Annotated in this window: 23 protein-coding genes; 12 read left to right on the forward strand and 11 right to left on the reverse strand. The window is 60.2% G+C overall.

The window, feature by feature from the left end; genetic code table 11:
- The first annotated feature begins 49 nt into the window (after positions 1-49).
- The 8 genes from ACZM22_RS06570 (at position 50) to ACZM22_RS06605 (ending at position 13341) form a co-directional block, all read left to right on the forward strand.
- Positions 50-5914 carry a hypothetical protein gene (locus tag ACZM22_RS06570; protein WP_489543495.1) on the forward strand — a complete coding sequence of 1955 codons (5865 nt, stop codon included), beginning with the start codon at positions 50-52 and terminating at the stop codon, positions 5912-5914.
- A gap of 132 nt (positions 5915-6046) precedes the next feature.
- Complete coding sequence (locus ACZM22_RS06575) at positions 6047-6373, forward strand: hypothetical protein (RefSeq protein ID WP_489543496.1); 327 nt, start codon at positions 6047-6049, stop codon at positions 6371-6373.
- A gap of 305 nt (positions 6374-6678) precedes the next feature.
- Positions 6679-7254 carry an RNA polymerase sigma factor gene (locus tag ACZM22_RS06580; RefSeq protein WP_417306885.1) on the forward strand — a complete coding sequence of 192 codons (576 nt, stop codon included), beginning with the start codon at positions 6679-6681 and terminating at the stop codon, positions 7252-7254.
- Entirely contained in the window at positions 7251-8462 is a 1212-nt protein-coding gene (locus tag ACZM22_RS06585; RefSeq protein WP_489543497.1) for an anti-sigma-I factor RsgI family protein, read from the forward strand. The genes ACZM22_RS06580 and ACZM22_RS06585 overlap by 4 nt, the downstream gene beginning before the upstream one ends.
- A 679-nt stretch (positions 8463-9141) precedes the next feature.
- The gene (locus ACZM22_RS06590; RefSeq protein WP_484438234.1) at positions 9142-9804 is read left to right on the forward strand and encodes a TetR/AcrR family transcriptional regulator; all 663 of its coding nucleotides are present in this window, start codon (positions 9142-9144) and stop codon (positions 9802-9804) included.
- The gene (locus ACZM22_RS06595) at positions 9801-12518 is read left to right on the forward strand and encodes an InlB B-repeat-containing protein (RefSeq protein WP_489543498.1); all 2718 of its coding nucleotides are present in this window, start codon (positions 9801-9803) and stop codon (positions 12516-12518) included. Before ACZM22_RS06590 ends, ACZM22_RS06595 begins: the two co-directional genes overlap by 4 nt.
- A 155-nt stretch (positions 12519-12673) precedes the next feature.
- Complete coding sequence (locus ACZM22_RS06600) at positions 12674-13111, forward strand: helix-turn-helix domain-containing protein (protein ID WP_483267960.1); 438 nt, start codon at positions 12674-12676, stop codon at positions 13109-13111.
- A gap of 14 nt (positions 13112-13125) precedes the next feature.
- Entirely contained in the window at positions 13126-13341 is a 216-nt protein-coding gene (locus tag ACZM22_RS06605) for a PF20097 family protein (protein WP_483267959.1), read from the forward strand.
- Between the two features lie 108 nt (positions 13342-13449).
- Here ACZM22_RS06605 and ACZM22_RS06610 read toward each other — a convergent pair whose 3' ends face one another.
- Positions 13450-13989 (reverse strand): flavodoxin family protein, encoded by a 540-nt coding sequence (locus ACZM22_RS06610; protein ID WP_489543499.1) that lies wholly within the window; start codon positions 13987-13989, stop codon positions 13450-13452.
- A 400-nt stretch (positions 13990-14389) separates the two neighbouring features.
- Here ACZM22_RS06610 and ACZM22_RS06615 point away from each other — a divergent pair, with 400 nt between their 5' ends.
- The gene (locus ACZM22_RS06615) at positions 14390-15415 is read left to right on the forward strand and encodes a magnesium transporter (protein WP_484437190.1); all 1026 of its coding nucleotides are present in this window, start codon (positions 14390-14392) and stop codon (positions 15413-15415) included.
- Between the two features lie 45 nt (positions 15416-15460).
- Here the strand turns inward: ACZM22_RS06615 and ACZM22_RS06620 are convergent, their stop codons facing one another.
- Positions 15461-16360 carry a DMT family transporter gene (locus ACZM22_RS06620; protein WP_489543500.1) on the reverse strand — a complete coding sequence of 300 codons (900 nt, stop codon included), beginning with the start codon at positions 16358-16360 and terminating at the stop codon, positions 15461-15463.
- A 117-nt stretch (positions 16361-16477) separates the two neighbouring features.
- Here ACZM22_RS06620 and ACZM22_RS06625 point away from each other — a divergent pair, with 117 nt between their 5' ends.
- Positions 16478-17344 carry a LysR family transcriptional regulator gene (locus ACZM22_RS06625; RefSeq protein ID WP_489543501.1) on the forward strand — a complete coding sequence of 289 codons (867 nt, stop codon included), beginning with the start codon at positions 16478-16480 and terminating at the stop codon, positions 17342-17344.
- 152 nt (positions 17345-17496) lie between these two features.
- Here ACZM22_RS06625 and ACZM22_RS06630 read toward each other — a convergent pair whose 3' ends face one another.
- Both ACZM22_RS06630 and ACZM22_RS06635 read right to left on the reverse strand, forming a co-directional pair.
- Positions 17497-18030: a methylated-DNA--[protein]-cysteine S-methyltransferase gene (locus tag ACZM22_RS06630; protein ID WP_489543502.1), complete on the reverse strand. Its 534-nt coding sequence runs from the start codon at positions 18028-18030 to the stop codon at positions 17497-17499.
- Positions 18027-18680, reverse strand: coding sequence for a DNA-3-methyladenine glycosylase family protein (locus tag ACZM22_RS06635; protein ID WP_489543503.1), 654 nt, complete (start codon positions 18678-18680; stop codon positions 18027-18029). Before ACZM22_RS06635 ends, ACZM22_RS06630 begins: the two co-directional genes overlap by 4 nt.
- A 212-nt stretch (positions 18681-18892) precedes the next feature.
- Here ACZM22_RS06635 and ACZM22_RS06640 point away from each other — a divergent pair, with 212 nt between their 5' ends.
- Both ACZM22_RS06640 and pyrG read left to right on the forward strand, forming a co-directional pair.
- The gene (locus tag ACZM22_RS06640) at positions 18893-19108 is read left to right on the forward strand and encodes a hypothetical protein (RefSeq protein ID WP_489543504.1); all 216 of its coding nucleotides are present in this window, start codon (positions 18893-18895) and stop codon (positions 19106-19108) included.
- A 168-nt stretch (positions 19109-19276) separates the two neighbouring features.
- Positions 19277-20875, forward strand: a complete 1599-nt coding sequence (gene pyrG, locus ACZM22_RS06645) for a CTP synthase (RefSeq protein ID WP_489543505.1) — start codon at positions 19277-19279, stop codon at positions 20873-20875.
- A gap of 34 nt (positions 20876-20909) precedes the next feature.
- On the opposite strand, the gene ACZM22_RS06650 is transcribed toward pyrG, so the two are convergent.
- The 7 genes from ACZM22_RS06650 to rpe are packed head-to-tail and all read right to left on the reverse strand — an operon-like array spanning position 20910 to position 26124.
- Positions 20910-21830, reverse strand: a complete 921-nt coding sequence (locus ACZM22_RS06650) for a carbon-nitrogen hydrolase family protein (protein WP_489543506.1) — start codon at positions 21828-21830, stop codon at positions 20910-20912.
- Positions 21831-21858: 28 nt separating this feature from the next.
- A complete protein-coding gene (locus tag ACZM22_RS06655) occupies positions 21859-22950 on the reverse strand; it encodes an AAA family ATPase (RefSeq protein ID WP_489543507.1) in 1092 nt (363 codons plus the stop codon).
- 13 nt (positions 22951-22963) lie between these two features.
- Positions 22964-23476, reverse strand: coding sequence for a Gx transporter family protein (locus ACZM22_RS06660; protein ID WP_489543508.1), 513 nt, complete (start codon positions 23474-23476; stop codon positions 22964-22966).
- A 10-nt stretch (positions 23477-23486) separates the two neighbouring features.
- A complete protein-coding gene (locus ACZM22_RS06665; protein WP_489543509.1) occupies positions 23487-23894 on the reverse strand; it encodes a NusG domain II-containing protein in 408 nt (135 codons plus the stop codon).
- Positions 23857-24879, reverse strand: coding sequence for an FAD:protein FMN transferase (locus tag ACZM22_RS06670; protein WP_489543510.1), 1023 nt, complete (start codon positions 24877-24879; stop codon positions 23857-23859). The genes ACZM22_RS06665 and ACZM22_RS06670 overlap by 38 nt, the downstream gene beginning before the upstream one ends.
- Complete coding sequence (gene recR, locus ACZM22_RS06675; RefSeq protein ID WP_483268889.1) at positions 24876-25475, reverse strand: recombination mediator RecR; 600 nt, start codon at positions 25473-25475, stop codon at positions 24876-24878. The genes ACZM22_RS06670 and recR overlap by 4 nt, the downstream gene beginning before the upstream one ends.
- 4 nt (positions 25476-25479) lie before the next feature.
- Complete coding sequence (gene rpe, locus ACZM22_RS06680) at positions 25480-26124, reverse strand: ribulose-phosphate 3-epimerase (protein ID WP_484437179.1); 645 nt, start codon at positions 26122-26124, stop codon at positions 25480-25482.
- Positions 26125-26151: the final 27 nt, after the last annotated feature.

Genomic DNA, 26151 nt, shown 5'->3' on the forward strand with positions numbered 1-26151 from the left:
CAACCTGACTGTTACAGGCGAGGGCGCTTACGGCAGAATTTCAAATCTCATGTTCATGGCCGGCGCACTGGACATCCGGAGCGGCGAGATCGGCGGTTCAGGATGCGCGGGACTTTTCTGCGACGCGAACAGTGGCTCTGTGACCGTCAGCAACGGCACGGTGTATGGCCTCACCGTATTTGAGGGTGCTTCCGTCACCGTCAATGGCGGCTCCAAACACGCGGGTGAATGGGTTGTCGCTTCCGGCGCTGCGCTGAACATTACGGACGGCACGTTTGGCGATGTGCAGTTCACGCGCAACGGAACCATCGCCATCAGCGGCGGCACGTTCAAAAGCATTAAGAGCTACATCGCAGAAGAGCTGCAGCCGCTCATGTCCCTGTTGGATACGCAGAAGGTGCACGCTTTCTACAAGGGCGATGACGTGCAGGACGGCAATGCAACGGAGCTGGCCGACGTAACCGTCAAGGAGCACACCCACACCATGGTGGACAGCAAGTGCGCCTGCGGCTTTTCCTGCACCCACAAGGATACAGACGGCACAAGCACCATCGACAAAGACGGCAAATGCGCGGTCTGCGGGACGCAGTTTGCGGCTGGCATCGGCGAAACCTATTATACCGATGTGCCGTCCGCGCTGGATGCGGCAGCTGACGGTCAGACCATCACCCTGCTGGCAAACGGGACGCTGCCTTACGGCATATATGCCAGCAAGACCCTCACGCTGGATCTGAACGGACATAGCCTGAGTGGGCACAGCTTGAATGTCGGCGGCTCTACGGCCACGGGTCAGGCTCTCACTGGTAATCTGACGGTCATTGACAGCAGCGGCGGCAACGGCGCGGTGGGAGTGACCGTGCGGGACGGCGGTACACTGGTATTTGATCCGGAGAATGACAGCACCACCCTGCTCCAGCTGGAGGTTTGGGGCGGCAAAGTCGAGCTGCACCGCGGAAAGATTTTGAGAAAAGATCTGCGGCTGAATAACAGCATCACATTGGGCGATCTGCTTCCCAGAAACGCGGGACTTGCTTACTACCGTGGTGACACACAGCTCACGCTGGAGGAAGCCGCTTCCCAGACCTGCGATCTGGTGATAAAGCCGTGCGGCCACGGCGGCAGGAACGGCTTTGACGGCACCAACTGTCCCTACTGCAACGCGCCCGCGGTGGCTGAAACAGCCTTGAACAATGGCGAGGGCAGCAGACTGCTGCGGAGATTTGCCAATTTGCAGACAGCCCTTGACGCAGACAGAGACGGCGGCGCGACCCTTCAGCTGCTGGCCGACGTGACCGGCAATTACACCATCGACGGCACGCGGGACACGGGACTTGACCTGAACGGCCACTGCATCAAGGGCACGGTGACGGTCAAGGCGGCTACGGGCAGCAACACCACCACCTTGAGCAACACAAAAAACACGACCACAGCCAGCATTGATAAGGTCGTTGCCTACAAGGGTGCAAAACTCGCCGGGTCGAAATATCCCGCCGTGATCGGCGAATTGACGTTGGCCGATACCACGAAGTGGAAGGATATCCTGCAGCAGCCTACCCGCCTTGGCTTCAAGGTCATGAACGCGGACGGCACTCACCAGTGGTACGCCCCGAATGATGTCAATGGCTCGCAGTTGAACAACGTTATTATCAATAGCCTGCCCATCACCTCCAAGACCCTGAATCTGAAGGTCGATGGTAAGAACCTGACCGGCAACTCGCCGAAGGTGGAGCGGGGCACGACCGTCCAGCTCTGCGCCAGCTGCAATGCGAAGGACGTGACGGTGGAATTCTCCATCCTGAAGAAGGGCGAAACAACGCCCATCACCTTGACGAAGCCGAGCTATGCCGATAGGAAGTATACAAAAGATTACTCCTTCGATACGATCGGAGAATACACCATCTATTTCACCGCCACCAAGGACGGCTATTCGGTGACGAGCAGTCACAAACAGCTGACCGTCACCAAGGCCGCCATCCCGGCCAGCGCGATCACCGCGCCCGCGGCGAACGCGCTGACCTACAACGGCAATGAGCAGCTACTCGTCACGAAGGGCAGCGTGGACGCGAAGTACGGCGAGATGCAGTACCGTCTGGGCACGAGCGGCGGCTTCAGCACTGCCACTCCCACCGCCGCCGATGCCGGAACGTACACGGTCTATTACAAAGTCGTAGGAGCTGAGGGCTACAATGACACCGCTGCTAAGTCCATAAAAGTAACCATCGGCCCGGTGAAGATCAAAGACATCGGCAACGTCGATTCCGTCTCCAAGACCTACGACGGCAGCGCAAGCGTTACGCTTCCCAAGGCCAATCTGGCGTTCCTCGACGCTGCGGGCAACATGATTTCCCTCCCCGAGAGCGCTTATACGATCACGGACGCCCGCTTTACCACGCGGCAGGATGACTTTACCTATGAGGATTCGCCGGACGCCGGCACGAAAGAGACCATTTCCTTCACTCTGACGCTCACAGATTCCAACTACGTGTTCGAGGGCGAGGCGGCGAACGTCAGATCGGACAACTTCAATTTCACCTCCAATGATGACCGCTTCAAGATCGATCAGGCCACTGTGACCCCGGCTGAGATCACGCTGTTTGTTTACAACGACGTGGCAAAGACCTATACGCTCGATCTGGCCACGCTCCTGCCGGAGCTGACTTCGGGCTGTGACTACGGCAAAATCAAGTATCGGGGGTGCGATTACCATTTTACGGATAGCACCTACCTCGACAGTAACAACGGTACGTTCGTGTCAAACGAGGGCGTTTTGACTCTGCCCATCGTGGCCGCGCACTCCGCAGATGTGAACAAGCAAATCGGCACGATAACCGCCCCGGTTGTAACCGCGAACTATCAGCAGTTTGAGCTGACCATCAAGGTCGTTATTGGCGAGAAGATCACGCCCGTAAAGTCAGATGACTTCAAAATCAGCGCGACGGGCATCACCTACCGCCAGACATTGGAAAACAGCACGCTCACAGTCAAGGGCACGATGAAGGACCCCACCACAGGAAAAGAGGTCCCGGGTACCTTCGCGTGGCTGAATAAATACGACAGACCCATTAACACCGGCGATGTGTACTTCGATTGGACATTCACCCCGGCGGAAGGCTACGAGGAATACGCAGCCGTAACCGACATCGTGAAAGTCCCCGTCGCCCCCAAGTCCATCAACGGTGCAGCCATCACGCTGGAAGCTACCAGCCTCGAGTACAACGCGGCGGAGCAATCGCCGAAGATCACCGGCGTGACGCTGGAGGACTGGGATGAAACAAGAATCACCTACATTATCAAAAGCGGCGGCTCGGCCACCGATGTCAGCGACAGCATCACCCTGACCATCGAAGGTACCGGCAACTACACCGGCACGGCCACGGTCGAGTGGAAGATCACGCCAAAAACCGTGACGCCCACGATGAAAGTCGCATCCTGCACCTACACCGGCGATGCGCTGGGGCCGGCCGTGACCCTCGAGGACGGAGATGCGGTCATTCCGGAGGGAGAATACACGGTAGAGTATTCCAACAACACCAACGCCGGTACCGGCCGGGTGACCATCAAGGACGTTGAAGGCGGCAACTACGTTATTCAGGGAAGCACCCAGGACTTCCCCATCAACAAGGCCGACGCGCCCACGAATATCCAAAACGGCACACTGAATGTGATCAACGGCACATATCTGACGTACACCTATGACTTCCAGCAGCTACTGCCCGCCGCGCCCCATGGAGATTACGGCACCGTGCGCTACGATTTGGGGAATCGGCAGACTGCTATCAACTTCACCGCTCATGGATATTATATCGACCCGGAGATAGCGGAATTTGAGGGGAGCAAGCTGACTTTGGTAGGTCTCTATGCGAAAGATGGAACAGCGACCGGCCAGATCGGCACCGCCACGGTGAAGGTCACCACCACCAACTACAAGGACTTTAGACTGACGCTCGTCCTCAACGCGGTGAACCGGATCACGCCCGTGGCGGATGGCAGCATCACCGCAAGCAAAATCACCTACGGTCAGACGTTGAGCGAGAGCCGGATTTCGGGCACGATGAAGGATCCCACCACCGACGCAGCCGTTGAAGGCACCTTCGCGTGGCAGCTGCCGGACGATACGATCCTGGATGCGAGTACGCTTGGCCATGATATCGGATGGAAGTTCACCCCGAAGGATGGAAATGCCTATACGGAAGCGACCGGCACCGCAACGGTCAAGGTCGACAAGGCCCAACAGTACGGCAAGGTCAGCATGAAATTCTACATTTACGGCGAGACGCCCAGCACGCCCAGCCTGACAGACCGGACGGGTGACGGAAGCGTGACCTACTACTATAACACCACCAATTCCAACAGCGGCGGCACAGAGTGGAAGAACATTCAGCCGGACACGCTGAGCGCCGGAACCTGCTACTATATGTACGCAGAGCTTGGCGAGACGGAGAACTACGAGTCGTTCACCACGGATTGTGTGAAGTTTTGGGTAATGAAGGCGATACCGACCTGCACGAAACCCACCGGCCTGACAGCCAAATACGGCCAGAAACTCAACCAGATCGCTCTGCCCAATCCGGAGGGAAATACACCCGGCACATGGCGCTGGCAAGAACCGGAGACGGTGCTGGATCAACTGGGCGCCCGAATCTTCTATGCTGATTTCAAGCCCGACAATGAGACCTATAGCGAAGTGCTCAACGTCGCCATTGACGTGACCGTCGGACCGGCGGATGGCGGCAGCCTCAAAACGGTCGAGCTGGCGCAGAAGTACACGGACACCTCGGAGCACACCTACAAACCAGACTGGTCAGGGCTTCCCGGCGGACAAACGTGGCGCTATAACAGCGAATACAGCGTCAGCACCGGCTCGAATGTCACACTTACCAAGCAAGATTTCGCAGCGGACGGCAGTTTGCTGACCTACGCGATTTCCGGCGGCAAGGCCGGTGACAAGATCACCATCACCCTCAAGGCGTCCTGTGACAATTATGGGGACTACACCATCACACTGACTATCACCCTGACAGAAAAGGACGATCAGAAGCCGTTGACCATCACCGGCAACACTTCCGTAATCTATGGTGAAAAGCTGACGCTGACCACCAGCGGCGGCAACGGCACAGGCGCTGTGACCTACCGCATTGACACTGCGCACAGCACCGGCGAAGCGGCCATTGATCCCAACACCGGCGTTCTGACTCCGGTCAAGGTCGGCTCTGTCAGTGTCATCGCTGCCAAGGCGGGCGACAACGACTACAACGACGTCACCAGCGCCCCCTTCGTGCTCATGATCAAACCGGCCACTCCCACCGGCGAGCCGAACTACACCAAGATCACCACCGGCGGCAAGACGCTGAAGGACGCGGCGCTGACCATCGAGGGCAGCACGCTGAAACCCAATGACGGCAAGCTGGAATGGGTGGATGACAAGGACAATGTCCTGCCTGATAATACCAGGGTCAAAGCCAACACGACCTACAAGTGGCGCTTTACGCCCACGGACACCAACTACACGACCCTGACCGGCGAGATCGAGCTGCTGTATCACAAGTCCAACGGTGGTGGCAGCAGCGGCTACAGCTACTACACCATCGAGGCAACCGCCGGGGCTGGCGGCTCTATCTCTCCCTCCGGCAGCGTCAGCGTCCGTGAGGGCGGAGATCAGACCTTCACCATCACCCCGGATAAGGGCTATGCTGTCTCCAATGTCAAGATCGACGGCAAGAGCATCGGCGCGGTAAAGTCCTACACCTTTGAGAATGTCAGCAGAACCCATACCATCGAGGTCATCTTCGTCAAGGGCACTGCCAGCGCCAGCACCGGAGACAGCAGCGATCTTCCGCTGTGGAGCGCCCTTCTGCTGGCAAGTACCCTTACGCTGGCCGGCGCTGTCCACTACAAGAGAAAACGCGCACGATAATCGCCTTATCATGCCTTAAAGGCCAACAAACAGCTCAGCTTCCGGGTATTTGGCTGGAAGCTGAGCTGTTCCTTTTTCGCTGCAAGAAGCAATCAATGGCATTTTATGGTAGACGGTTGCAACGGCTTCATCATGCTGGACAAGAACGACAGTCCGAAGGTCGCTTTGCACATCGAGAATGAAATGCGCTGGGCAAAGAAGTATCAAAAGCTGCATCCGGACAAGCATCTGCCGCACATCACGCCTTATGTGCTCCGGCATACCTGCTGCACGAACATGAATTTTATCCTTTTGGGAATTGCGGAATTCATGTTGGCGGGTATATTGGCCGCGGGAACATTTGCCCTGGCGTTGGGGTCAAAAGACACAGAAGAGTTTGTTGATAAGACAATCTCCAATCGTCATGAGAAACATGTAAATTCGATTTATCGGACGGACGGGATGCAGGAAACGGAATAAGAATAATGTGAAAGGAGTTGGCCTTATAACGAGGCTGCCTGTTTTCTTTTGTGCCTGCCGCAGCCAGTTCCATGTGGGGTTCAGTGGTGTGAGACGGAGAATTTGAAGCGGGAGACGGGGCAGCGCACAACGGCGCAGAGAACATGGTGGGAGGCGCGGGCGCTGGCAGATCGGTTTATTTGTGAAACGGCGGCACTTGTCCGCGTTTATGAGGTGCTCAGCGGACCCCAACCAAATTTTTTTAATTCCAAATGCAATAAAACGCCCTTTCCGTGCATTACACGGATGACAGGAGAAAAAAGCCCATGCTCAGTATGCTGATGACAACCGAATATGCGCCGGCGGAGGATCGACACGAGCTGCAGCAGTTGTTGCTCCACATTGCCGGCGGGGAGCGTGACGCGCTGGCGGCGCTGTATCAGCGCACGCGGACGGCGGTGTACGGCTTAGCGCTGTCCTACCTCAAAAACGCGCAGGATGCGCAGGATCTCACACAGGACGTCTATGTGCAGGTGTGGGACTGCGCGGCGCAGTACCGTCCCATCGGCTCGCCCATGGGTTGGCTGCTGACTGTGTGCCGCAGCCTGTGCCTGATGCGCCTGCGGCGGGAGGAACGTCATGCCGCCCTCAGCGAGGAGGAATGGGACGCCATTCCCGCGCGGGAGTGCGGACTGGACGCCGATGAGCGCGCACTGCTGCAAGGTGCGTTGGCTGTGCTTGGCGAGGAGGAGCGACGCATTGTGCTGCTCCACGCGGTCACGGGCATGAAGCACCGGGAGATCGCGGCGCTGCTGGAGCTGCCGCTTCCCACCGTCCTGTCGAAATATCACAGAGCATTGAAAAAGATGCGCAGCTGTCTGGAAGGAGATGACGCCCGATGACCAATAAAAAAATGGAGCAGAGGCTGGCTGCGGCGCTTGAAAAGACTACGCCGGACGATATGAGCGGCGTTCTCTCCCGCTGTGAAGCGCGGAAAGGAACGGTAATTCCCATGACAACAAAGAAAACGGTAAATCGAAAATGGACAACGCTTGTGGCTGCCTGCCTTGCGGTGATGCTGCTGTGCGGCGGAGGCGTGTTCTATCAGCAGGCGCATGCGGTGGCGTCCGTGGTGTCGCTGGATGTGAACCCCAGCATTGAACTGAAGGTCAGCAGGAACGAAAAGGTACTGGCCTGCGTGCCGCTCAACGAGGATGCAAAAGCCATCCTGGCGGATATGAGTAATGGGGCTGACCTCAAGGGCGCGAAGCTGGATGTGGCGGTGAACGCCATCGTGGGCAGCCTCGTGCGAAACGGCTATCTCGACAGTATTTCCTCCGCCATCATGATCTCGGTGGAGGACAAGGATGCAGCCCGTGCGGAAAAGCTCCAGCGTGAGTTGACCAGCGCCGTGGACGGCGTGCTGCAGACCAGCGAAGCGAAGGCCGCCGTCCTGACGCAGACGCTGACGCAGGACGCGACGCGGGAGCAGCAGGCTCGGGAAAACAACATTTCCACCGGCAAGGCGGCGCTGGTGAACCGCGTCCTCGCCATCAACCCGTCGCTGAAGTTTGATGCGCTGGCGAAGCTCTCGGTGGAGGAGCTGAAGGACCTTGCGGAAGCGGGCGCGCCCGCCATGCCCATCGGCAGGGATGCCGCCGCTTACGCTGCGGAGCAGTATGCCGGGACGACGGCGTCAGACTCCGTCACGGCGGAGGTCGATTCCGAACTGGACGAATCCCCCGCGCACTACGAGGTGGAGCTGCATACGGCATGGGGTGAGTTTGAGTACCTGGTGGACGCCTACACGGGGAAAGTGCTCAGCGGGCAGAAGGACTTGCTGGCCACAGCTCCCGCAGGGGATGAGGCGGCAAAGCCCACTGCACCGTCCGGCGGCGCGGATATCGGCCATGCCAAGGCGAAGTCCATCGCCCTGAACCACGCAGGTGTGAGCGAGAACAAGGCGTATGACATGGAGATCGAGCTGGACGATGAGGACGGCACGCTCGTCTATGAGGTCGAGTTCAAATCCAGCGGCATGGAGTACAGCTACGAGATCAACGCCGCTACCGGCGCCATTCTCGAGCACGAGACAGAGATAGATGATTGACGCGAAAGCTGAAGGTATGCGGTGCAGGCGTACTTGCAGGGCAGAGTAATATTTAGAAGCGCAGAAAATACCATCAGTTAACAAGGGCAGACCCGCCTGTCACCGCGCCTTTTCGGCGATTTTTGCCCTTTTCGCCTTGGCGGGCACGCGCCCGCCTGCGTCTCAAAAACCAAAAATCCCTGGAAAATCCATCGCTGACAGGTGCGGAGCAGTTTTGCCGGAGCAGAAATGTGTCCAGACAAGAAAAGACCCGCAGGGAATACTTGCCGTATTGCCAAGGGGCTTGACGCAGTATGGGCGCATTTCTGCCCGTCAAAACCGTGTCTGCCCTTGTCAACTGATGGTAATCTGACCATAACATGACCTGCGCTTGGTGAACATGTAAACATATGGAACATATGGCAAGATGGCTTTTGCGTTTGCGGAAGCCATCTTGCCATATCATACATCGGCGCAGAAGCAAAAAGGCTCCCGGCATATGCAAGAGGTCATACGCTTTGCGGGTAATAGAAACAGCCGGCGTTTGCGGGAGCATCACAATTTGCGGTGGTGAGCTTCAAATACCGCTTGCCTTTTTGTGCATGATATAATATACTATTGGTATGTGTACTAAAACATTTGGGAAGAGGTGCTATTTTTGCGGAGAGACAGCAGTGAAACAAAAAGGAAAATACTGACCGTGTGCGTCCGTCTTTTTCTGGAGCAGGGGTATAAAAGCACCTCTGTCAGTCAGATCGTTGACGAAGCAGGCGTGGCAAGAGGAAGCTATTTGAATCTGTTTCCGACCAAGGACAGAATTTTGCTGGAGCTGACCGAAACGATGTTCGGCGGACAGTTCGGCGTGGCGAGAAGCATTGCGGACAGCAAGCTGCCGCCGGTTTACGCCTATGCGGTGGAAACGGCGATACAGCTCACTCTTACCGAGCTGAACGAGAATCTGCGGGAGATCTACATCGAAGCCTACTCCCTGCCTGAAACATCGGAGTATATCTACCTGCATACCACGGCGGAGCTGAAGCAGATCTTCGGCGGGAATTTCCCGGATTACAGCGACAGCGATTTTTATGAGATGGAAATCGGCACGGCGGGACTGATGCGCAATTATATGGCACGGAAATGCGACATCCATTTCCCGCTGGAACGCAAGCTCAGCCGCTTTTTGACGGCGACCATGCGGGTGTATCAGGTGCCGGAGGAGGAACAGGCCAAGGTGCTGGCCTTTATCCGATCACTGGATATCAGGGCAATCGCCACCAAGGTCATGTATAAGCTATTCGCCATGCTGGAGATGAAATACGATTTTAAGCTGTCGAGCGGCAGCGAAACGGAGGTAACAACATGAAGAAACGAATACTTAGTATCCTGCTCATGTGCTGCATGGTGTTGACGCTGCTGCCGGTGACGGCACTGGCGGAGGACTCGGCCTACACCGTGGGCGAGGATACCGGCGTATCAGCGCGGGCGCTTGCCGGAACCGCCGGAACAAAGCTGAAAGCGGACAACATCGCCACCTATATCGCTAACGGCTTGGGCGGCGGCGTGTATACGCTGGCGGAGGACGTGACCATCTCCGGCACACTGCGGGTCACGGGCGAGGCCACGGTGGACCTGAACGGCCACATCCTGCGCTATGCCGAAGAAGCGGAGCCGGACAGCATCTTCCGCGTCACCAGCGGCAGCACCCTGACCCTGACCGACAGCCGCCCTGAGGCGGAGCATGAGGATAAGACCCTGCCCGCGGGCGGCCTCATCACCGGCGGCAGGGGCTACCGGCATGACAATGGCGCGGGACAGGCCTACATTTACTATGGCGGCGGCGTGTATGTGGAGACAGGCGCATCCTTCATGCTGGCGGGCGGCACCATCTATGCCTGCGGCGTCCAGAGCGGAGCGAATCAAGCGTTCGGCGGCGGCATCTATGCCGACGGCGGCTCCGTCACCATGTCCGGCGGCGCGATCCGGAACTGCGCTGTCTCAGGCGATTACGGTGCCAGCGGCGGCGCGATCTATGCCAAGGCCGGCTCCGTCACCATGTCCGGCGGCGTCATCAGCGGCTGCTCTGCCATGTCCGGCGGCGGCATCTTGACATCCGGGTGTACCGTCCGGATCACCGGCGGCCGCATCGAGAACTGCAAGGCAAGCAAACGCGGCGGCGGCCTGTCTGTCAGCGGCCACACAAACGGCCCGGTGTCTGTTCTGGACACTGTGATCTCCGGCTGCGAGGCGAAACGCGGCGGCGGCGTGGCCCTGATCAGCTTTGCTGAGCTGGAGCTGGGGGAGAACGCCCGCATCACGGGCTGCACGGCCACCGAAAAGGACGATACCGAGGCAGGCGCCATCGAATACGGCGCTGCAATCTATATGGATCTTAACAACCCCCTTATCGTCAACTATCCCGGCTGCTTCCTCTATGCCAACGGCGGCCGGGTGGAGGGCACGGTGTATGTGGGAACGAACAAGATTGGCACAAAAAATAACTACTTAGACTCCGTAAAGGCCACCAACGCCATCGACCACACGGACGGGAAGCCTACCACGGTCTTCACCGGCGATGTCTACTGCGAGGGCGACATCCGGGGCGGTATTTTCCATGGCAGCGTCACCGTGCTGGATCCTCGTGACGACATGGCCGACGTATCCAAGTATAACTATTGGAAATTCTGCAGCAACCTCTCCGGCGGCAGCTTTTACAAACCCGTCCGCACGGAGTGCCATGTCTCCGGCGGCACATTCTACGGCGGTCTGACTCTGGAAAAGAACGCCAAGCTCAGCGGCAAGCCCATGAACACCGGCAGCGAGCTTACTGACAAGACCAACATCCCCAACCCCAACGGCAAGCCCGTCACCGTGACCTATGCTTACGGGGCTTTGGGCGGGATCTATGCCAAGCAGATCGTCCAGGCGGGCGAGACGGCCAAGACCCCCGCCGAACCGACAAGAGAGGGTTATACTTTCATCGGTTGGGATAAGGCGATTCCCGCAACCATGCCTGCGGAAAACATCACAATCACCGCACGGTGGAAAGACATCGAAAAGCCGACGGGCGAAATTATCATAGGCACAGATAAATGGCAGGAATTCTTAAACGAGCTCACCTCCGGCCTGTTCTTTAAGGATACGCAGGAGGTAACGATAAACGCCGCCGATAACAGCGGGATCGTGTTTGCTTCCTATTTGGTAACAGATCAGGATCTCTCCGAAGAGGAGCTGGAATCTCTTGTGTACCGTGGGTACGATGAGCCGTTCCGCATAGAACCCAACGGAGAGTATATTGTTTATGTAATGCTTGTTGACGCGAGCCTGAACATAACCTATCTTCGTTCCGACCGCCTGACGCTTGATAATGTGCAGCCTGTCATCAGCGGCGTAGAAAACGGCAAGACCTATTGTGGAGCACGGACGGTTGCAATTACCGAGAAGTATATAGATACCGTTACCGTAAACGGCACGACGGTCGAGCTTGACGAAAGCGACAGCTTCCGCCTTGCTCCGGCAAACGGCGGACAGAAGATCATAGTTGCCGACAAGGCCGGCAATACCACAGAAATGACCGTGACGGTCAACGCCGGGCACACTTACGGTGAATGGGCATCCAACGGCGACGGTACGCACACCCGAAAATGCACGGTAGACGGCTGCGCTGGCTCCGAAACCAAAGACTGCTCCGGCGGGAAAGCGACCTGTAGGGACAAGGCCAAGTGCGCGGTCTGCGGAAAGACCTACGGCGAGCTTGATGCGAAGAACCACGCCGACTTAAAGCACATCCCGGCAAAGGCGGCGACCTGGGTCGCCGAGGGCAATATCGAGTATTGGTACTGCGAAGGCTGCGGCAGGTATTTCAGCGACAGGGACGGTACAAAGGAGATCAGAAAAGCCGACACCGTAACGGCGAAGCGGAAGAGCAGTTCCGCAGCGGCGAAGCCGGAGGACGATCCCAAATCGCCGGGTACCGGCGACACAAGCAACCTTGCGCTGTGGATCGCTCTGCTGTTTGCCAGCGGCGGCGCAGCCATCGGTACAACGGTTGTCAGCAGAAGGAAAAAGTACAACAGATAATCGACTCGTGGGGAGAGAGGCTGAGAAGGCAGCTTCTAAACGGCATGATCGCGCAGGCAAAACGAACACAAAAAGCACTTTTCTGACAAGTTTGTATGGTGGAAGCTTTCCTTTGTGTGCTGTATAATGATGGCACAGACAAGGAGGTGGTCAATATGCTGGCAGAGAATCTGGCGCTCCTGCGAAACCTCCGCGGCATGACGCAGGAGGAGGTGGCGGAGGTCATCGGCATCTCGCGCCAGTCCTACGCCAAGTGGGAGCAGGGCGAAACGATCCCCGACATTGAAAAATGCGACCGGCTGGCAAAATTCTACGGGGTCGCTATCGATGCCCTCGTCCATCAGGATGAGGAGATCGGCAGGACGCGTGTGGCGCCTGCCCCGGTGGGCAAGCACCTGTGGGGAACGGTGGCGATGGGCACCAAGGGGCAGATCGTCATCCCCAAGGCAGCGCGGGATACCTTCCATCTGAGCGAAGGCGACCGCCTGGTCGTCCTCGGGGACGAGGAGCAGGGCATCGCGCTCATCAAGGCGGAGGTCTTTGAGGAGCGGATGCAGGAGGCCCTGCGTGCAGGTCAGAAATCCAACGAATAAAAGAAGGTGCGATCATGAAATGTCCCGAATGTGGAAAGGAAATGCGGGAGGGATACCTCTTTTGCAGCAAGGACGGCGCGTTCAGCTTTGCAAACGAGGTGCCGGGTGTATTTGAGAACGCGAAGAATGCCGATGGCTTTGTGAAGATCACAGACCTCAAGGCCAGCCACCGGACGAGAGTTCCGGCGTCCATCTGCGAGGAATGCAGGACGGTCATGCTCAAGTATTGAGCGAAGCTGCCGTTTCCGACCGAAAAAGTCCCCAAGCCGTTGCGTCAAAACGGCTTGGGGACTTGCTATATTTGCGCGGTTGAGGGAAGTGCTTCAGATGTTGTCTTATCAGACTTCTTTGCCCATCTGATAGGCCTGCTCCAGCGCGGGATGCCCGGCGATCTCGCCCACGCCGTTCACGCCGCCTGCGAACACCGTGCCTGCCAGTGTGCAGCGGGGGAAGCAGTCCACCCAGCCCTGCACGGCCTTCTCCGTGCCATCGAAGGTCTCCGGCGCGTCCTCCGCCGCCGTCGCCAGCAGATAGGCTTTCGTAAAGGCATAGTCGCTGTCGTACAGCGGGTTGGCGCGATCCAGCAGGGTCTTGAGCTGACCGCTGACGCAGTAATAGTAGACGGGCGTTGCGAATACCAGCACATCGGCGTCGTGCATTTTGGCGATGATCGCCGCGGCGTCGTCCCGGAGGACACAGTGTCCCAGCTCGTGACAGGCGAAGCAGCCCTTGCAGTAGCCGATCTGCTTTTCCCGCAGATACACGGTTTCCACCTGATGCCCTGCCGCCTGTGCGCCTTCGGCAAACGCCGCTGCCAGTGTCTCGGAATTGCCGCCCCTGCGGGGACTGGAGGAAATGATCCGTACCTTTTTATTCATCGTAAACCACTCCTTGCGTTTCAAGTTTCCCTGTTGTATTTTCATAATAGTACCTGCACCTGGCTTTCTGTCAAGATGCATTTGAAAATTTTTGCGCGGGAGAGGGCCGCGAAAAAAGGTTGACATTTCCCGACGACACTGCTACCATGGAGCGGTACGCCGAAAAGGCGAATTTTGAACGGAGGTGAAGGTTCATGGATAGCTGCGGAAGTACAGGACGAAGCCGGATGTGCGGCGCGTGGGAATATGGGCTTCGGATGCGGTCATTCATGGACTTGAACTGACCACATTCCATTTTGTCGTGTTCTTCTGCACCGCATCTCAGGCGTCTTGCTGCGGCATCTATCGCTGAGGCGGTGCATTTTTGCGCCTATTTTCAGAGCCAAAGGAGGACACGACTATGATGAACAATATGGTAAAGAAGGATCTGACCCAGGATATCGGCAGCCGGATGAGCGGCAACTTTGTGTGCATCCGCGACACGCTGACCATCCGCGAGGCCATGAGCGAGCTGGTGCGGCAGGCGGGAGTCCACGACAACATCGCCACGCTGTATGTGGTGGATGCAGGCGGTGTGTACGCCGGCGCCATCGACCTGAAGGATCTCATCATTGCACGGGAAAACGATCGATTGGCGGACATCATCCGCCGCGGCTATCCCTACGTTTTCGCCAATGAGCGGACGGCGGACTGCGCGGAGCGCATCGCGGACTACGAGGAGGACTCCTTGCCGGTGTTGACGGAGGACCGCCATATCGCGGGCGTCCTGACGGTGCAGGAGCTGGTGGAACTGGTGGACGACGCCATGGGCGACGACTACGCCAAACTGGGCGGCCTGACCTCGGAGGAGGACCTGCGGGAGCCGGTGCTGGTCAGCATGAAGAAGCGGCTGCCGTGGCTCATCGCCCTGCTTTTTCTGGGTATGGGCGTATCGTCCGTGGTGGGTGTTTTCGAGTCGGTGGTGGCGGTGCTGCCTGTCGTCATCTGCTTCCAGTCGCTGGTGCTGGACATGGCGGGCAACGTGGGCACCCAGTCGCTGGCCGTCACCATCCGCGTGCTGATGGACGAGAAGCTGACGTGGCGGGAAGAACTGGCCCTGCTGGGCAAGGAGATGCGGGTGGGCCTGCTGAACGGCGGGTGCCTGGGCGTAATGGCTCTGGCGTTCCTGGGCGTCTACGTCCGCGTGTGCAAGGGCTACGCGTGGCTGTCCGCATTCCTCATCTCCGGCTGCGTGGGGGTGTCGCTGGTGGTGGCCATGGTCATCTCCAGTCTGGTGGGAACTCTTATTCCTATGCTGTTCCACAGGATCCGCATCGACCCCGCCGTGGCCTCCGGCCCGCTGATCACCACCGTCAACGATCTGGTGGCCGTGGTGACCTACTATGGGCTGGCGCTGGTGTTCCTGGTGAATATGTTTCATATCTAAGGGAAAACGGGAAAGCTCTCCTGAGCTTTCCCGTTTTTATGCGAATTACTGCTGCTTCGTGACCTGACGGATGCCTACCAGGATCAGCACCGAACCCAGCAGCAGGGCGGGCGTCAGCGGCTCATGCAGGAGAACTACGCCTGCAAACATGGAACACAGGGTGGTCAGAGATCCCAGGGACGACAGCTTCACCACGGACATCTTCCCCGCCGCGTAGTTGACCATGTTGTTGCAGAGGATGGAGCAGAACAGGCTCAGCACCACCACGCAGATCAGGAACTTCGGATCCGACAACGGCCGCACGTAGGCGGCGAGGTCGCCCTTGATGGTACGGAGGGCCGATAGGGTGAACGCCGCCGCGCAGGCCAGCATCACGACATATGTCCGCTCGAAAGCGGTGAACTCCTGAGCCGTCCGGCGATTCACCGTTTTATACGCGCCGGAGGTCAGGCAGGCGCCCATCAGGAACACCACGCCCAGAGGGCGAATGATGCCCATGGAGCTGCCGGAGACCGTCATCAGCATGACGCCCGCCACCGGCAGCAGACAGAACACGGCCTGGCGGCGGGTGGGGTACTCCTTCAGGAACAGCACGGACAGCAGAATGGCCACCACCGGCGCCACCGCCAGCACCACACCTGCGAACGTGGCGTTGGTATACAGGATGCCGTAGCTCTCGAAGTAGAAGTACATAGGCTCCGTGACGGCCAGCAGAAGCAGCGGCTTCAGATTTTTTCCGCGGAGGGATAGCTTCGCCTTGCCAAACAGGATCATCAGCGTCATCAGCAGCGCCGACAGCAGAAAACGGATGGACAGCAGCACGTCCGGCTGGGCCACCTCCATGGCTACCTTGGAAAACAGGACGCTGAAGCCCCAGATGATATGCCCCAGGGCGGCCATGGCCAGCGGCATCCAAGGACGGCCTTTCAATGGTGTATGCTCCATGGGTCAATATCCCTCCTCAAATTGCGTCCTTATTATAATGAGAGATAGAGGGGTTGTAAAATACAATTTATCATGCTATCCTATTGAGCAGATTCAATAGAAGTGAGGCTTTACCATATGACAAACGCGGGAATCGAGGCTTTTCTCATCGTCTGCAAGCAGCACAGCATCTCCAAGGCGGCGGCGGAGCTGTTCATCAGCCAGTCATCCCTGAGCATCCGTCTGCGGACGCTGGAAAAGGAGGTGGGGTGCCCCCTGTTCTTCCGGCACAAGGGCAGCCGCGAGATGGTCCTGACTGAGGAGGGCAAGCGGTTTTACCAGTTGTCCCTGCAATATCAGGACATCGTGCGCAGTATGCTGGCCATTGGGAACCGGAAAAGCAGTCTGCGGCTGTCCGCTCTCAACAGCGTGTCCACGTATCTGCTGCCGCCGGTGTATGAGCAGTTCATGCGGGACCACCCCGACATCCACCTGGAGATACAGGACATGACCGTGGAGGCGGCCTGCCAGAGCCTGCTGCGGGGCGAGACAGACCTGGCGTTTACCTCGGACGCGCCCCGCACCGACGCCATACGGGCGGAGCTGGTGATGACGGAACCTATGGACCTCATCTGCGCGGCAGGCTCCTGCTATTCCGACGGCATCGGGCCGGACGAGCTGCCCGTCCGGCAGGAGGTGTACGTGGGGTGGACCGACGAGTTTGCCCGCTGGCATCAGGAGCTATGGGGTGTGGACGCGGTGCCCCGGATCCAGCTGGAGATCATGAGCCAGCTGCAGATGTTCATGACCAAGCGGGACAGCTGGGCCGTGGTGCCCCGCAGCGTGGCCGATGGGCTGTGCGCCGCAGGCGGGAGGCGGCTGGCGGCGGCGTTCCCCTTGCCGGAGCGCCGCATCCACGCGCTGCAGAAAAAGGCGGTAAGCCTGGAGGCTGCGCAGCTGTTTCTGGGCATCACCCGCCGGCTGTGGGCCGCAGCGGAGGCATGAGCGCGAAGCCGCGCCAACGGGGCTGAGGGAAAGAAAACCGAAAAAAGACTCCGGCGAGAGGAACTCGCGGAGCGACTCGACGCGGGAAATATGTGGAAAATACAGGGAGGGATCGGTTTTCGCCGACCCCTCCCTGCTGCTATTGCGGCGGTTCAAGGAGCGGTGCTCTTTTTCGGCACGAAAAAGCCGGACGTATCGGCATGCTCCAGCGTCAGCAGCTGCACCTTTCTGTCGATGCCGCCGGCGTAGCCCGTCAGATTGCCGCCGGCGCCCACCACGCGGTGGCAGGGGATAATGATGGAGATCGCGTTGTGGCCTACCGCACCGCCCACCGCCTGAGCGGACATATGGGAAAGGCTCTGCTGCGCCGCCAGCTGCTGCGCCAGCTGGCCATAGGTGACGGTCTGGCCGTAGGGAACGCGGAGAAGCAGATCCCACACGCGGCGGCGGAACGCGGAGCCAATAGGGTGCAGCGCAGGCGGAAAATCCGGCTCCCTGCCGGTGAAGTACACATCCAGCCAGCGCTTGGCTTCCGAAAGAACGGGGGTGTCCTGCTCCGTGTGCTGGGCGGGCAGGCCACGAGCGAAGTGTTTCTGCCCGTCGAACCATAGGCCGGTGAGCCCCATCTCATCCGCTGTCAGCAGGATACTGCCCAGCGGGGAATCGTAATGCTGCGTAAACGTCATGGTGTGCGCCTCCCCTGTTTTGGCGGCTGATAGTCCTTCATCTCCGGAATAGCCCCGCCGGCGACCGCCCACAAATACAGGCTGGCCACGCTGCCGTAGGGACTGAAGCGGCGGCGGTATTTTTCGAACAGCCTGCGGTCGATGCTGCGGTGGTGGTAGACCATCCGCAAGCCCCGCAGGATGGCCAGATCGTCATAGCTGAGGATGTCGGGGCGCTGCAGGCAGAACAGCAGGATCATCTCCGCTGTCCAGACGCCGATGCCCTTCAGACCGCTCAGGGCGCGGATGGCCTCTGCGTCGGGCATGTGCGCCACGGCGTCCAGATCAAAGGCGCCGGTGTGGACCTTTTCGGCGAAGTCCGTGATGTATTCCGCCTTGCGGAAAGTCATGCCCAGTGCTTGCAGCCGGGGGACACCTGCGGCCAGGACGTTCTCGGCGTTCACCCTGCCCAGCGCGTCCTGCATCCGCTGCCAGATGGTGGCCTGGGCCTTGGTGGAGATCTGCTGGCCCACGATATGGTGGACCACGGCGGAAAACAGATCCGTGTCTACCGCGCGGCGGATAGGGCCCACGCGGTCGATGACCTCACCGAGCCGCTTGTCCTTCTGCCGCAGGTAGGAGAGCTCTGTCTCCCCGTAGGTGAAATACATATCCGCCGCCTCCCTGCACGCATGTTACGGTATCCATTATAAATCAGGCGATGGAGTCCGTCAAGAATAGTCGAACAGATTTTCTATGTTTTGATTCTTTCAGAAAAAGTCGGATTTTCTCTGTACCGCAGGGCGGTATTCACGGTAAGCTGCGACATAGAAAGACGTGCGGGACACGGGCCCGCCGCTGAAAAGAGAAAGGAGCCACCCTCATGACGTACAGCTTTGACGAGATCATCGACCGCCGCCATACCAACGCCTGGAACACCGACGGCTTTTGGGGCAGCTTTGTCTACGCGGCGGAATACGCCGGAAATGCCCCCGCGCATTGTCTGCGTGACCAGAGAAGAACAAGCGAAAAGCCGCCCGTTGGGCGGCTTTTTCCTGCATACTCACCGGCGGCAGGGGTGAGACTATTTCTACTTTAGCACGATGGAGCGGCCAATGCAAGAGAAAAATGAGGTTTTGCAACTATTTCTCCGCGATTCCACATTTTGACGGTGAAATCGGGAAAAATATTGACGAATCGAACCATTGACATCACTTTTCGCGGAGCGTAGGATAGGAGCATATTTTTGAAAATGGGAGATGGCGGGATGAAGTACATTTTTGTGACCGGCGGCGTGGTGTCCGGTCTGGGCAAGGGCATCTGCGCGGCGTCGCTGGGACGGCTGCTGAAGCAGTGCGGCCTGCGGGTGCGCAACCAGAAGTTCGACCCCTATTTCAACGTGGACCCGGGCACCATGAGCCCCTATCAGCACGGCGAGGTGTTCGTCACCGACGACGGCGCCGAGACGGATCTGGATCTGGGACACTATGAGCGGTTTGTGGACGAGGCGCTGGACGGCAACGCCTCCGTGTCCTCCGGCAAGGTGTTCTGGGCGGTGCTGAACCGCGAGCGGCAGGGCGGCTATCTGGGGGGCACGGTGCAGATCATCCCCCACATCACCGACGAGATCAAGCGCCGCGTCTACGCCATGGACAACGGAGAGACCGATGTGGTCATCACGGAGATCGGCGGCACGGTGGGCGACATCGAGAGCCAGCCGTTTCTGGAGGCTATCCGGCAGGTGGCGGCGGAAAAGGGACGGGACAATGTGCTGTATATCCACGTGCCGCTGATCGTGACCATCCCGGGCAGCGGAGAGCTGAAGAGCAAGCCTACCCAGCACTCCGTCAAGGAGCTTCTCAGCGTGGGCATCCAGCCGGACGTGCTGGTGTGCCGCACCGATGGACCCATCACCGAGGACGTGCGGCGGAAGATCGCCCTGTTCTGCAACGTGGAGGAGGACTGCGTCATCCCCAACGTCACGGCGTCCACGCTGTACGAAGCGCCGCTGCTGCTGGAGAAGGCGGGGCTGTGCCGCGTGGTGTGCCGCAAGCTGGGACTGGGCAGCGGCGTGCCGGATATGGCCCACTGGCAGGCTATGGTAGACAGGATCCACGGTGTCCGCAAGCGGGTGCAGATCGCGCTGGTGGGCAAGTACACGGAGCTGCACGACGCCTATCTCAGCGTGGTGGAGTCTCTGTTTCACGCCGGCACTGCCTGCGACAGCCACGTGGACATCAAATGGGTGGATTCCCAGACCCTGACGCCGGAGAACATCGGCGAGGTGCTGGGGGATTGCAGCGGTATTCTGGTGCCGGGCGGCTTCGGCGACCGCGGCATCGAAGGCATGATCCTGGCGGCGCAGTATGCTCGGGAGAACGGCGTACCCTATTTCGGCATCTGCCTGGGTATGCAGATCGCGGTCATCGAGTTCGCACGCCACGCCGCAGGCTGGGCCGACGCCCACAGCGCCGAGTTTTCCAGAACCACTGCCCATCCTGTCATCGACCTGATGCCCGATCAGGTGGGCGTCACCGACAAGGGCGGCACCATGCGGCTGGGAAAGTACCCCTGCGTGCTGGCGGAAGGCTCCCGCGCCAGAGAAGCCTACGGCACGGCGGAGATCTGGGAGCGGCACCGCCACCGGTATGAGTGCAGCAACGCGTTCCGACCGGAGCTGGAAGCGGCGGGCCTGCGCATGGCCGGTACGTCGCCGGATGGGCATCTGGTGGAGATCGTGGAGCTGCCGGAGCACCCGTGGTACGTGGGGTGCCAGTTCCATCCGGAGTTTAAGAGCCGTCCCGACCGGCCCCATCCTCTGTTCCAGGGGTTCGTGGCCGCGGCACTGGAACATCAGGAGAAGTAAAAAAGACGGACGCTGCGAAGGCGTCCGTCTTTTTTTACTTCTCGTTGACCCGCAGCTCCAGAACATCGGGGCGGGCGTAGTGGCCCACGCAGTCCAGCTCCATGCGGCTGGCGGGGACCTTCTGCATGTCCAGATCGGCGTAGATGATGGCCTCGCGGTCCCACACCGTCTCCGACGCCTCGTGGCCGAAGGGATCGATGAAGCAGCTGCCGCCGCGGCAGGCGATGTCCGGCAGGGCGGCGATCTCCGCTTCGGCACCGGCGGTCCGGGGGTAGTCGCTGCGGCGGAAGATCAGGTCGGCGTTGAGGAAGTAGCAGTGGCCCTCGATGGCGATGTGGCGGATGGTGTTCTGCCACTCGGGATTGTCGTTGGTGTTAGGGGAGATATAGAGGCTGATGCCCTTCTGGTACAGGGCCACACGGGCCAGCGGCATGTAGCTCTCCCAGCAGATCAGGTTGGCCATGGGGCCCCAGGGGGTGTCCATGACGGGGAAATAGTCCCGCTCCGCATCGCCCCAGACCACCCGTTCGCTGCCGGTGGGCTTCAGCTTCCGGTGATTCATGGCGCGGCCATCCGGCGCGATCATCATGTTGGCATTGTACAGCGTGCCGGTGACGGCGTCACGCTCGGAATAGCCCATACTCAGGTAGACGCCCAGCGCGCGGGCCTTGTCCATGAGCTGCCGCAGCTCCGGCCCATCGGCCAGCAGGGAGTTGTCGTAATACTGCTTCCAGTCCTGACGGCCTGCGGCCTTGCGGCTGCCCACGGTGAAGCCGAAGGTCATGCCGAGGGGATAGCCGGGGAGGAACAGCTCGGGGAACACGATAAGCTCCGCCCCGTTCCGGGCGGCCTCGTCGATAAGCGTCAGCGCCTTTTCCAGAGAGCGGGTCTTGTCGAACATGACGGGAGTGGCCTGCACAATGGCGGCGCGGCAGGTATTTTTCAGTTCACGCATGGGGAGACCTCCTTTTATCGCGGCGGGCTCAGGACTTTTCCGGCTCGTCCACCATGCCTCGGGCGTGGAGCACATCATCGGCGGTGAGGGTCATCAGGTCATCGCGGGTGACGCTGTCCAGCTTGGCAAGGCGGTTGTTCTGGGCCACCAGAATATGCTCGAAGATATTCCGGACGCCGCGGGCGTTGCCGAAGCTGTCTCCGGCGGCGCTCTCCTCGGCGATGTAGTCCCGTACCAGCGGTTCCGCTTCCGGCGACAGGACGTAGCCCTTGCCGCAGCGCATCTTGAAGATGGCCATCAGCTCGTCCAGCGAGTAGTCCTCAAACAGCAGGAAACGGTTGAAGCGGGACTCCAGACCGGGGTTGGAGTGGATGAACTTATCCATCAGGTCGGTGTAGCCCGCCACGATGACCACCAGATCGTCCCGGTGGTCCTCCATGGCCTTCAGCAGGGTGTCGATGGCCTCCTGACCGAAGTCGTTTTCACTGCGGCCGTTGAGGGCGTAGGCCTCGTCCACAAACAGCACGCCGCCCATGGCCTTCTCAATGACCTTCTGGGTCTTGAGGGCCGTCTGACCCACGTAGCCGGCCACCAGGCCGCTGCGGTCCACCTCCACCAGCTGGCCCTTGGACAGAATGCCCAGACTCCGGTAGATGCGGGCCATCATGCGGGCCATCATGGTCTTGCCAGTGCCGGGATTGCCGGTGAACACCATGTGCAAAGACATATCGGTGGTGGGCAGATCGTGCTGCTGGCGCAGCTTGTAGACCTGCACCATGTTGATGAGGTTGTGTACCTCCTCCTTCACCACACCCAGTCCGATGTAGCTGTCCAGCTCCGCCAGCAGATCCTCGATCTTCTCCGGCGGCGGCAGCTCCTCCTCGGCGGGCTTTTCGTCGCCGGGCTTGGCGGTGGCGGTAAGGGGCGCCTTTTTCTCCGGCGCAGGGGCGCTGCCGCCATTGGAACTGCTGCCGGTGGGGGCGGGGGACTTGGGCGCACTGCCGGTGACATTTTCGAAGGGCGTGCCCCAGAAGTCGCTGTTCATGCGCTTCATGCTGTTCTCCGTCATGGAGCGGATCACGTCCAGCTGCTGGAGAATGATCTTGTCTTTCTTGTCCATAGAGTAGACCTCCTCAGTGGGATAGGTGGATATTGCGCATGGCGCGGAACAACAGACCGGCCACGAAGCCGGTGAGCGTGCCTGTCAGCAGGGATACTGCCAGCAGGAACGGCAGGTAGCCCAGCACCATGGTATTGCCCAGTGTGATGCAGGCGGCGGCCATCTGGCCGAGGTTGTGGGCCGCCGCGCCGCCGATGGACACGCCGTAGATGGACAGTCCCTTGCAGTGCTTGAGGGCGATCATCACCAGCATGGCGGTGAAGCCCCCCAGCAGACTGAACAGCAGCGCCGACAGGTTTCCGGCGAACAGACCGCCCAGCAGACAGCGGGCCGCCAGAATGGTCAGCGCGGGGACGGCGCCCAGCTCATAGAGGGCGAACACGGTGACAATGTTGGCAAGACCCAGCTTTACGCCGGGCAGCGGCACGATAAGCGTCACGGGGAACAGGTTTTCCAGTGTGCTCAGCCCCAGTGCCAATGCCGTCAGCACGGCGCACAGGGCGATGGAGCGTGCGTTCAGCTTCATGGCGCACCTCCTAACCCAGCACCGCGTCCACGTCGGACGCGGCGCCCACCAGCGAGATGACCACCTGCGCCGGCAGGCACACGATGGACTGTCCCGCCCGGGAGATAGCCCCGGTGTGGACGCAGTCCTGCCCCGGACAGTCGGAGTCGGCGACATACACGCCAGTGCCGTCCACATGGACGGTGAGGTGATAATTGCCGTCGTCCAGCGGGATGACCAGCTCCTTATCAAGGCTCGTGAGGGGCACGGTGCGGACAGTTTGCCCGTGCTGGGTGATGACGGCGGTAAGCTGTCCTGCGCCGGTCTTGGGCGCGTAGAACAGCAGTGCCGTGACCACGGTCAGGGCGATGACGGCGGCGGCCACCAATGCGTCCAGCGGCTTAGGCCGCAGGCTGGGCGATGATGGGTTGGAAGTCATAGGCGCAGCCCTCCGGTGCGGTAATGGTATCCGCCAACTCCGGCGTGTACAGCAGCCGGCCGTCGGCGGTGATGAGGATCAGCTCAAAGCCGCCGTGGGCGCGCCAGAAGGACACGGCCTCCTGCTCACCCATGACGTACAGGGCGGTGGAATAGGCGTCCGCCGCCGTGCCGTCGTCGGAGATAACGGTGACGGACAGCAGATCGCTGTCGGCGGGACGGCCGGTGCGGGGGTCAATGATGTGCTGGTACACAGTGCCGTCCTCCGCCACGTAGTAGCGCTGGTAGCCGCCTGAGGTGACGGCAAAGCAGTCGGTAAGAGCCACGGTGGCGGCATAGCCGCTGGAGGTGGGGTCCTGAATGCCCACGTTCCACGCGGAGCCGTCGGGCTTGGCACCGCAGACATAGACGTTGCCGCCCAGTGACACCACGGCGGAGGTGACGCCGTGGGCCTGCAGGATGTCCGCCACCTGCTGAGAGGCGTAGCCCTTGGCGATGCCGCCCAGATCCACGGCGCAGCCCGCATCCAGCGAGACGATGCTGCCGTCCATATGGACGTGCTCGCTGCCCACCAGCGGCAGCAGGGCGTCGATCTCCTCCTGGGAGGGGACATGGGGCGCGTCGGAGGTGATGCCCCACAGGGATACCAGCGGCGCTACAGTCATATCGAAGGCGCCGCCGGTCTCATCGGACAGGGCCAGTGCTCGCGCCAGAAGCTCCCGCGTCTCCTTCTGCACCGTCACGGCCTCACCGGCGTTGAGGCGGCTGACATCGCTGGCGGCGATGGTGCGGGAGAGGGTGGACTCCAGCCGGTTGATCTCGCGGGACGCGGCGGCCAGCGCCTCCTCCGCGCTGTCGCCGTAGGCGGAGAGGGTCATGTAGGTGTCCATGGCGAACAGGGACACCTCTTGGGCCTTCGGTGCGCCGCAGGCGGTGAGGGACAGCGCCGTCAGACAGGCCAGCAGCAGGCAGGCAAGACGCTTCACAGCTCCCGCCGCCCTTCCAGTGCCCGCATCAGCGTGGCGTCGTCAGCGAATTCCAGATGGCCGCCCACGGGGATGCCGTAGGCCAGCCGCGTGACCTTCACGCCGAAGGGCTTCAGCAGCCGGGCGATGTACAGCGCCGTGGCCTCACCCTCGGTGTCGGGGTTGGTGGCCATGATGACCTCGGTGATGCCGCCCTGGGCCACGCGGTCCAGCAGGGAGCGGATGTGCAGATCGTCGGGGCCCACATGGTTCATGGGGGACAGCACGCCGTGGAGCACGTGGTAGCGGCCGCGGTACTCGCGGCTGCGCTCGATGGCGATGACGTCACGGGGATCGGCTACCACGCAGATGGTGGCGTCGTCCCGTTTGGCGTCGGCACAGATGGGGCACAGCCCGCCGGCGGTGAGGTTCTGGCAGGTGGGACAAAGGGTGACGCTGCGCTTGGCATCGGTGATGGCATCGGCGAAGGCCTGGGCCTCCTCGGCGGGCAGGCTCAGGACGTGGAAGGCCAGACGCTGGGCGGATTTGTAGCCCACGCCGGGCAGCTTGGCAAACTGTTCCACCAGCTTTTCCAGCGGTGCGGGGAAGTATTCCATGGTATCAACCTCTCAATGCGGCGATGGTAGCGGGGATGTCGGCGGACTTATACACGGAGGAACCGGCCACCAGCACGTTGGCGCCGGCGGCGATGCAGAGCTTGCAGGTCTGGGCGTCCACGCCGCCGTCCACCTCCAGCTCGCAGGCGGGGTTCAGAGCGTCGATATAGCCCCGGACGGTCTGGACCTTGGGCATCATGTCGGCCATGAACTTCTGGCCGCCGAAGCCCGGCTCCACCGTCATCACCAGGATCAGCTCCACCTTGTCGATGAAGGGCAGCACGGCGCTTGCAGGGGTTCTGGGCTTGATGACCACGCCGGCCTTTTTGCCCTTGGCGTGGATCTTGTCGATGGCAGCGTGGATGTTCTCCTCGGTGTCCGCCTCCACATGACAGGTGATGAGGTCGCCGCCGGCATCGCAGAACTGCTCCACATAGCGCACGGGGCGGTCGATCATCAGGTGGACGTCCAGCGGCAGGGTGGTGGTGGGGCGAATGGACTTCACCACGGGAATGCCGATGGAGATGTTGGGCACGAACAGACCGTCCATCACGTCCACGTGGACGTAATCGGCAGTGGAGATGGCCTCAATATCGCGGCCCAGATGGGCAAAATCGGCGGAGAGAATAGACGGAGCAACTTTTATCATACGGAGACTCCTTTCGGTGGCACCGGC

This window comes from Vescimonas sp. (genome assembly GCF_057856985.1).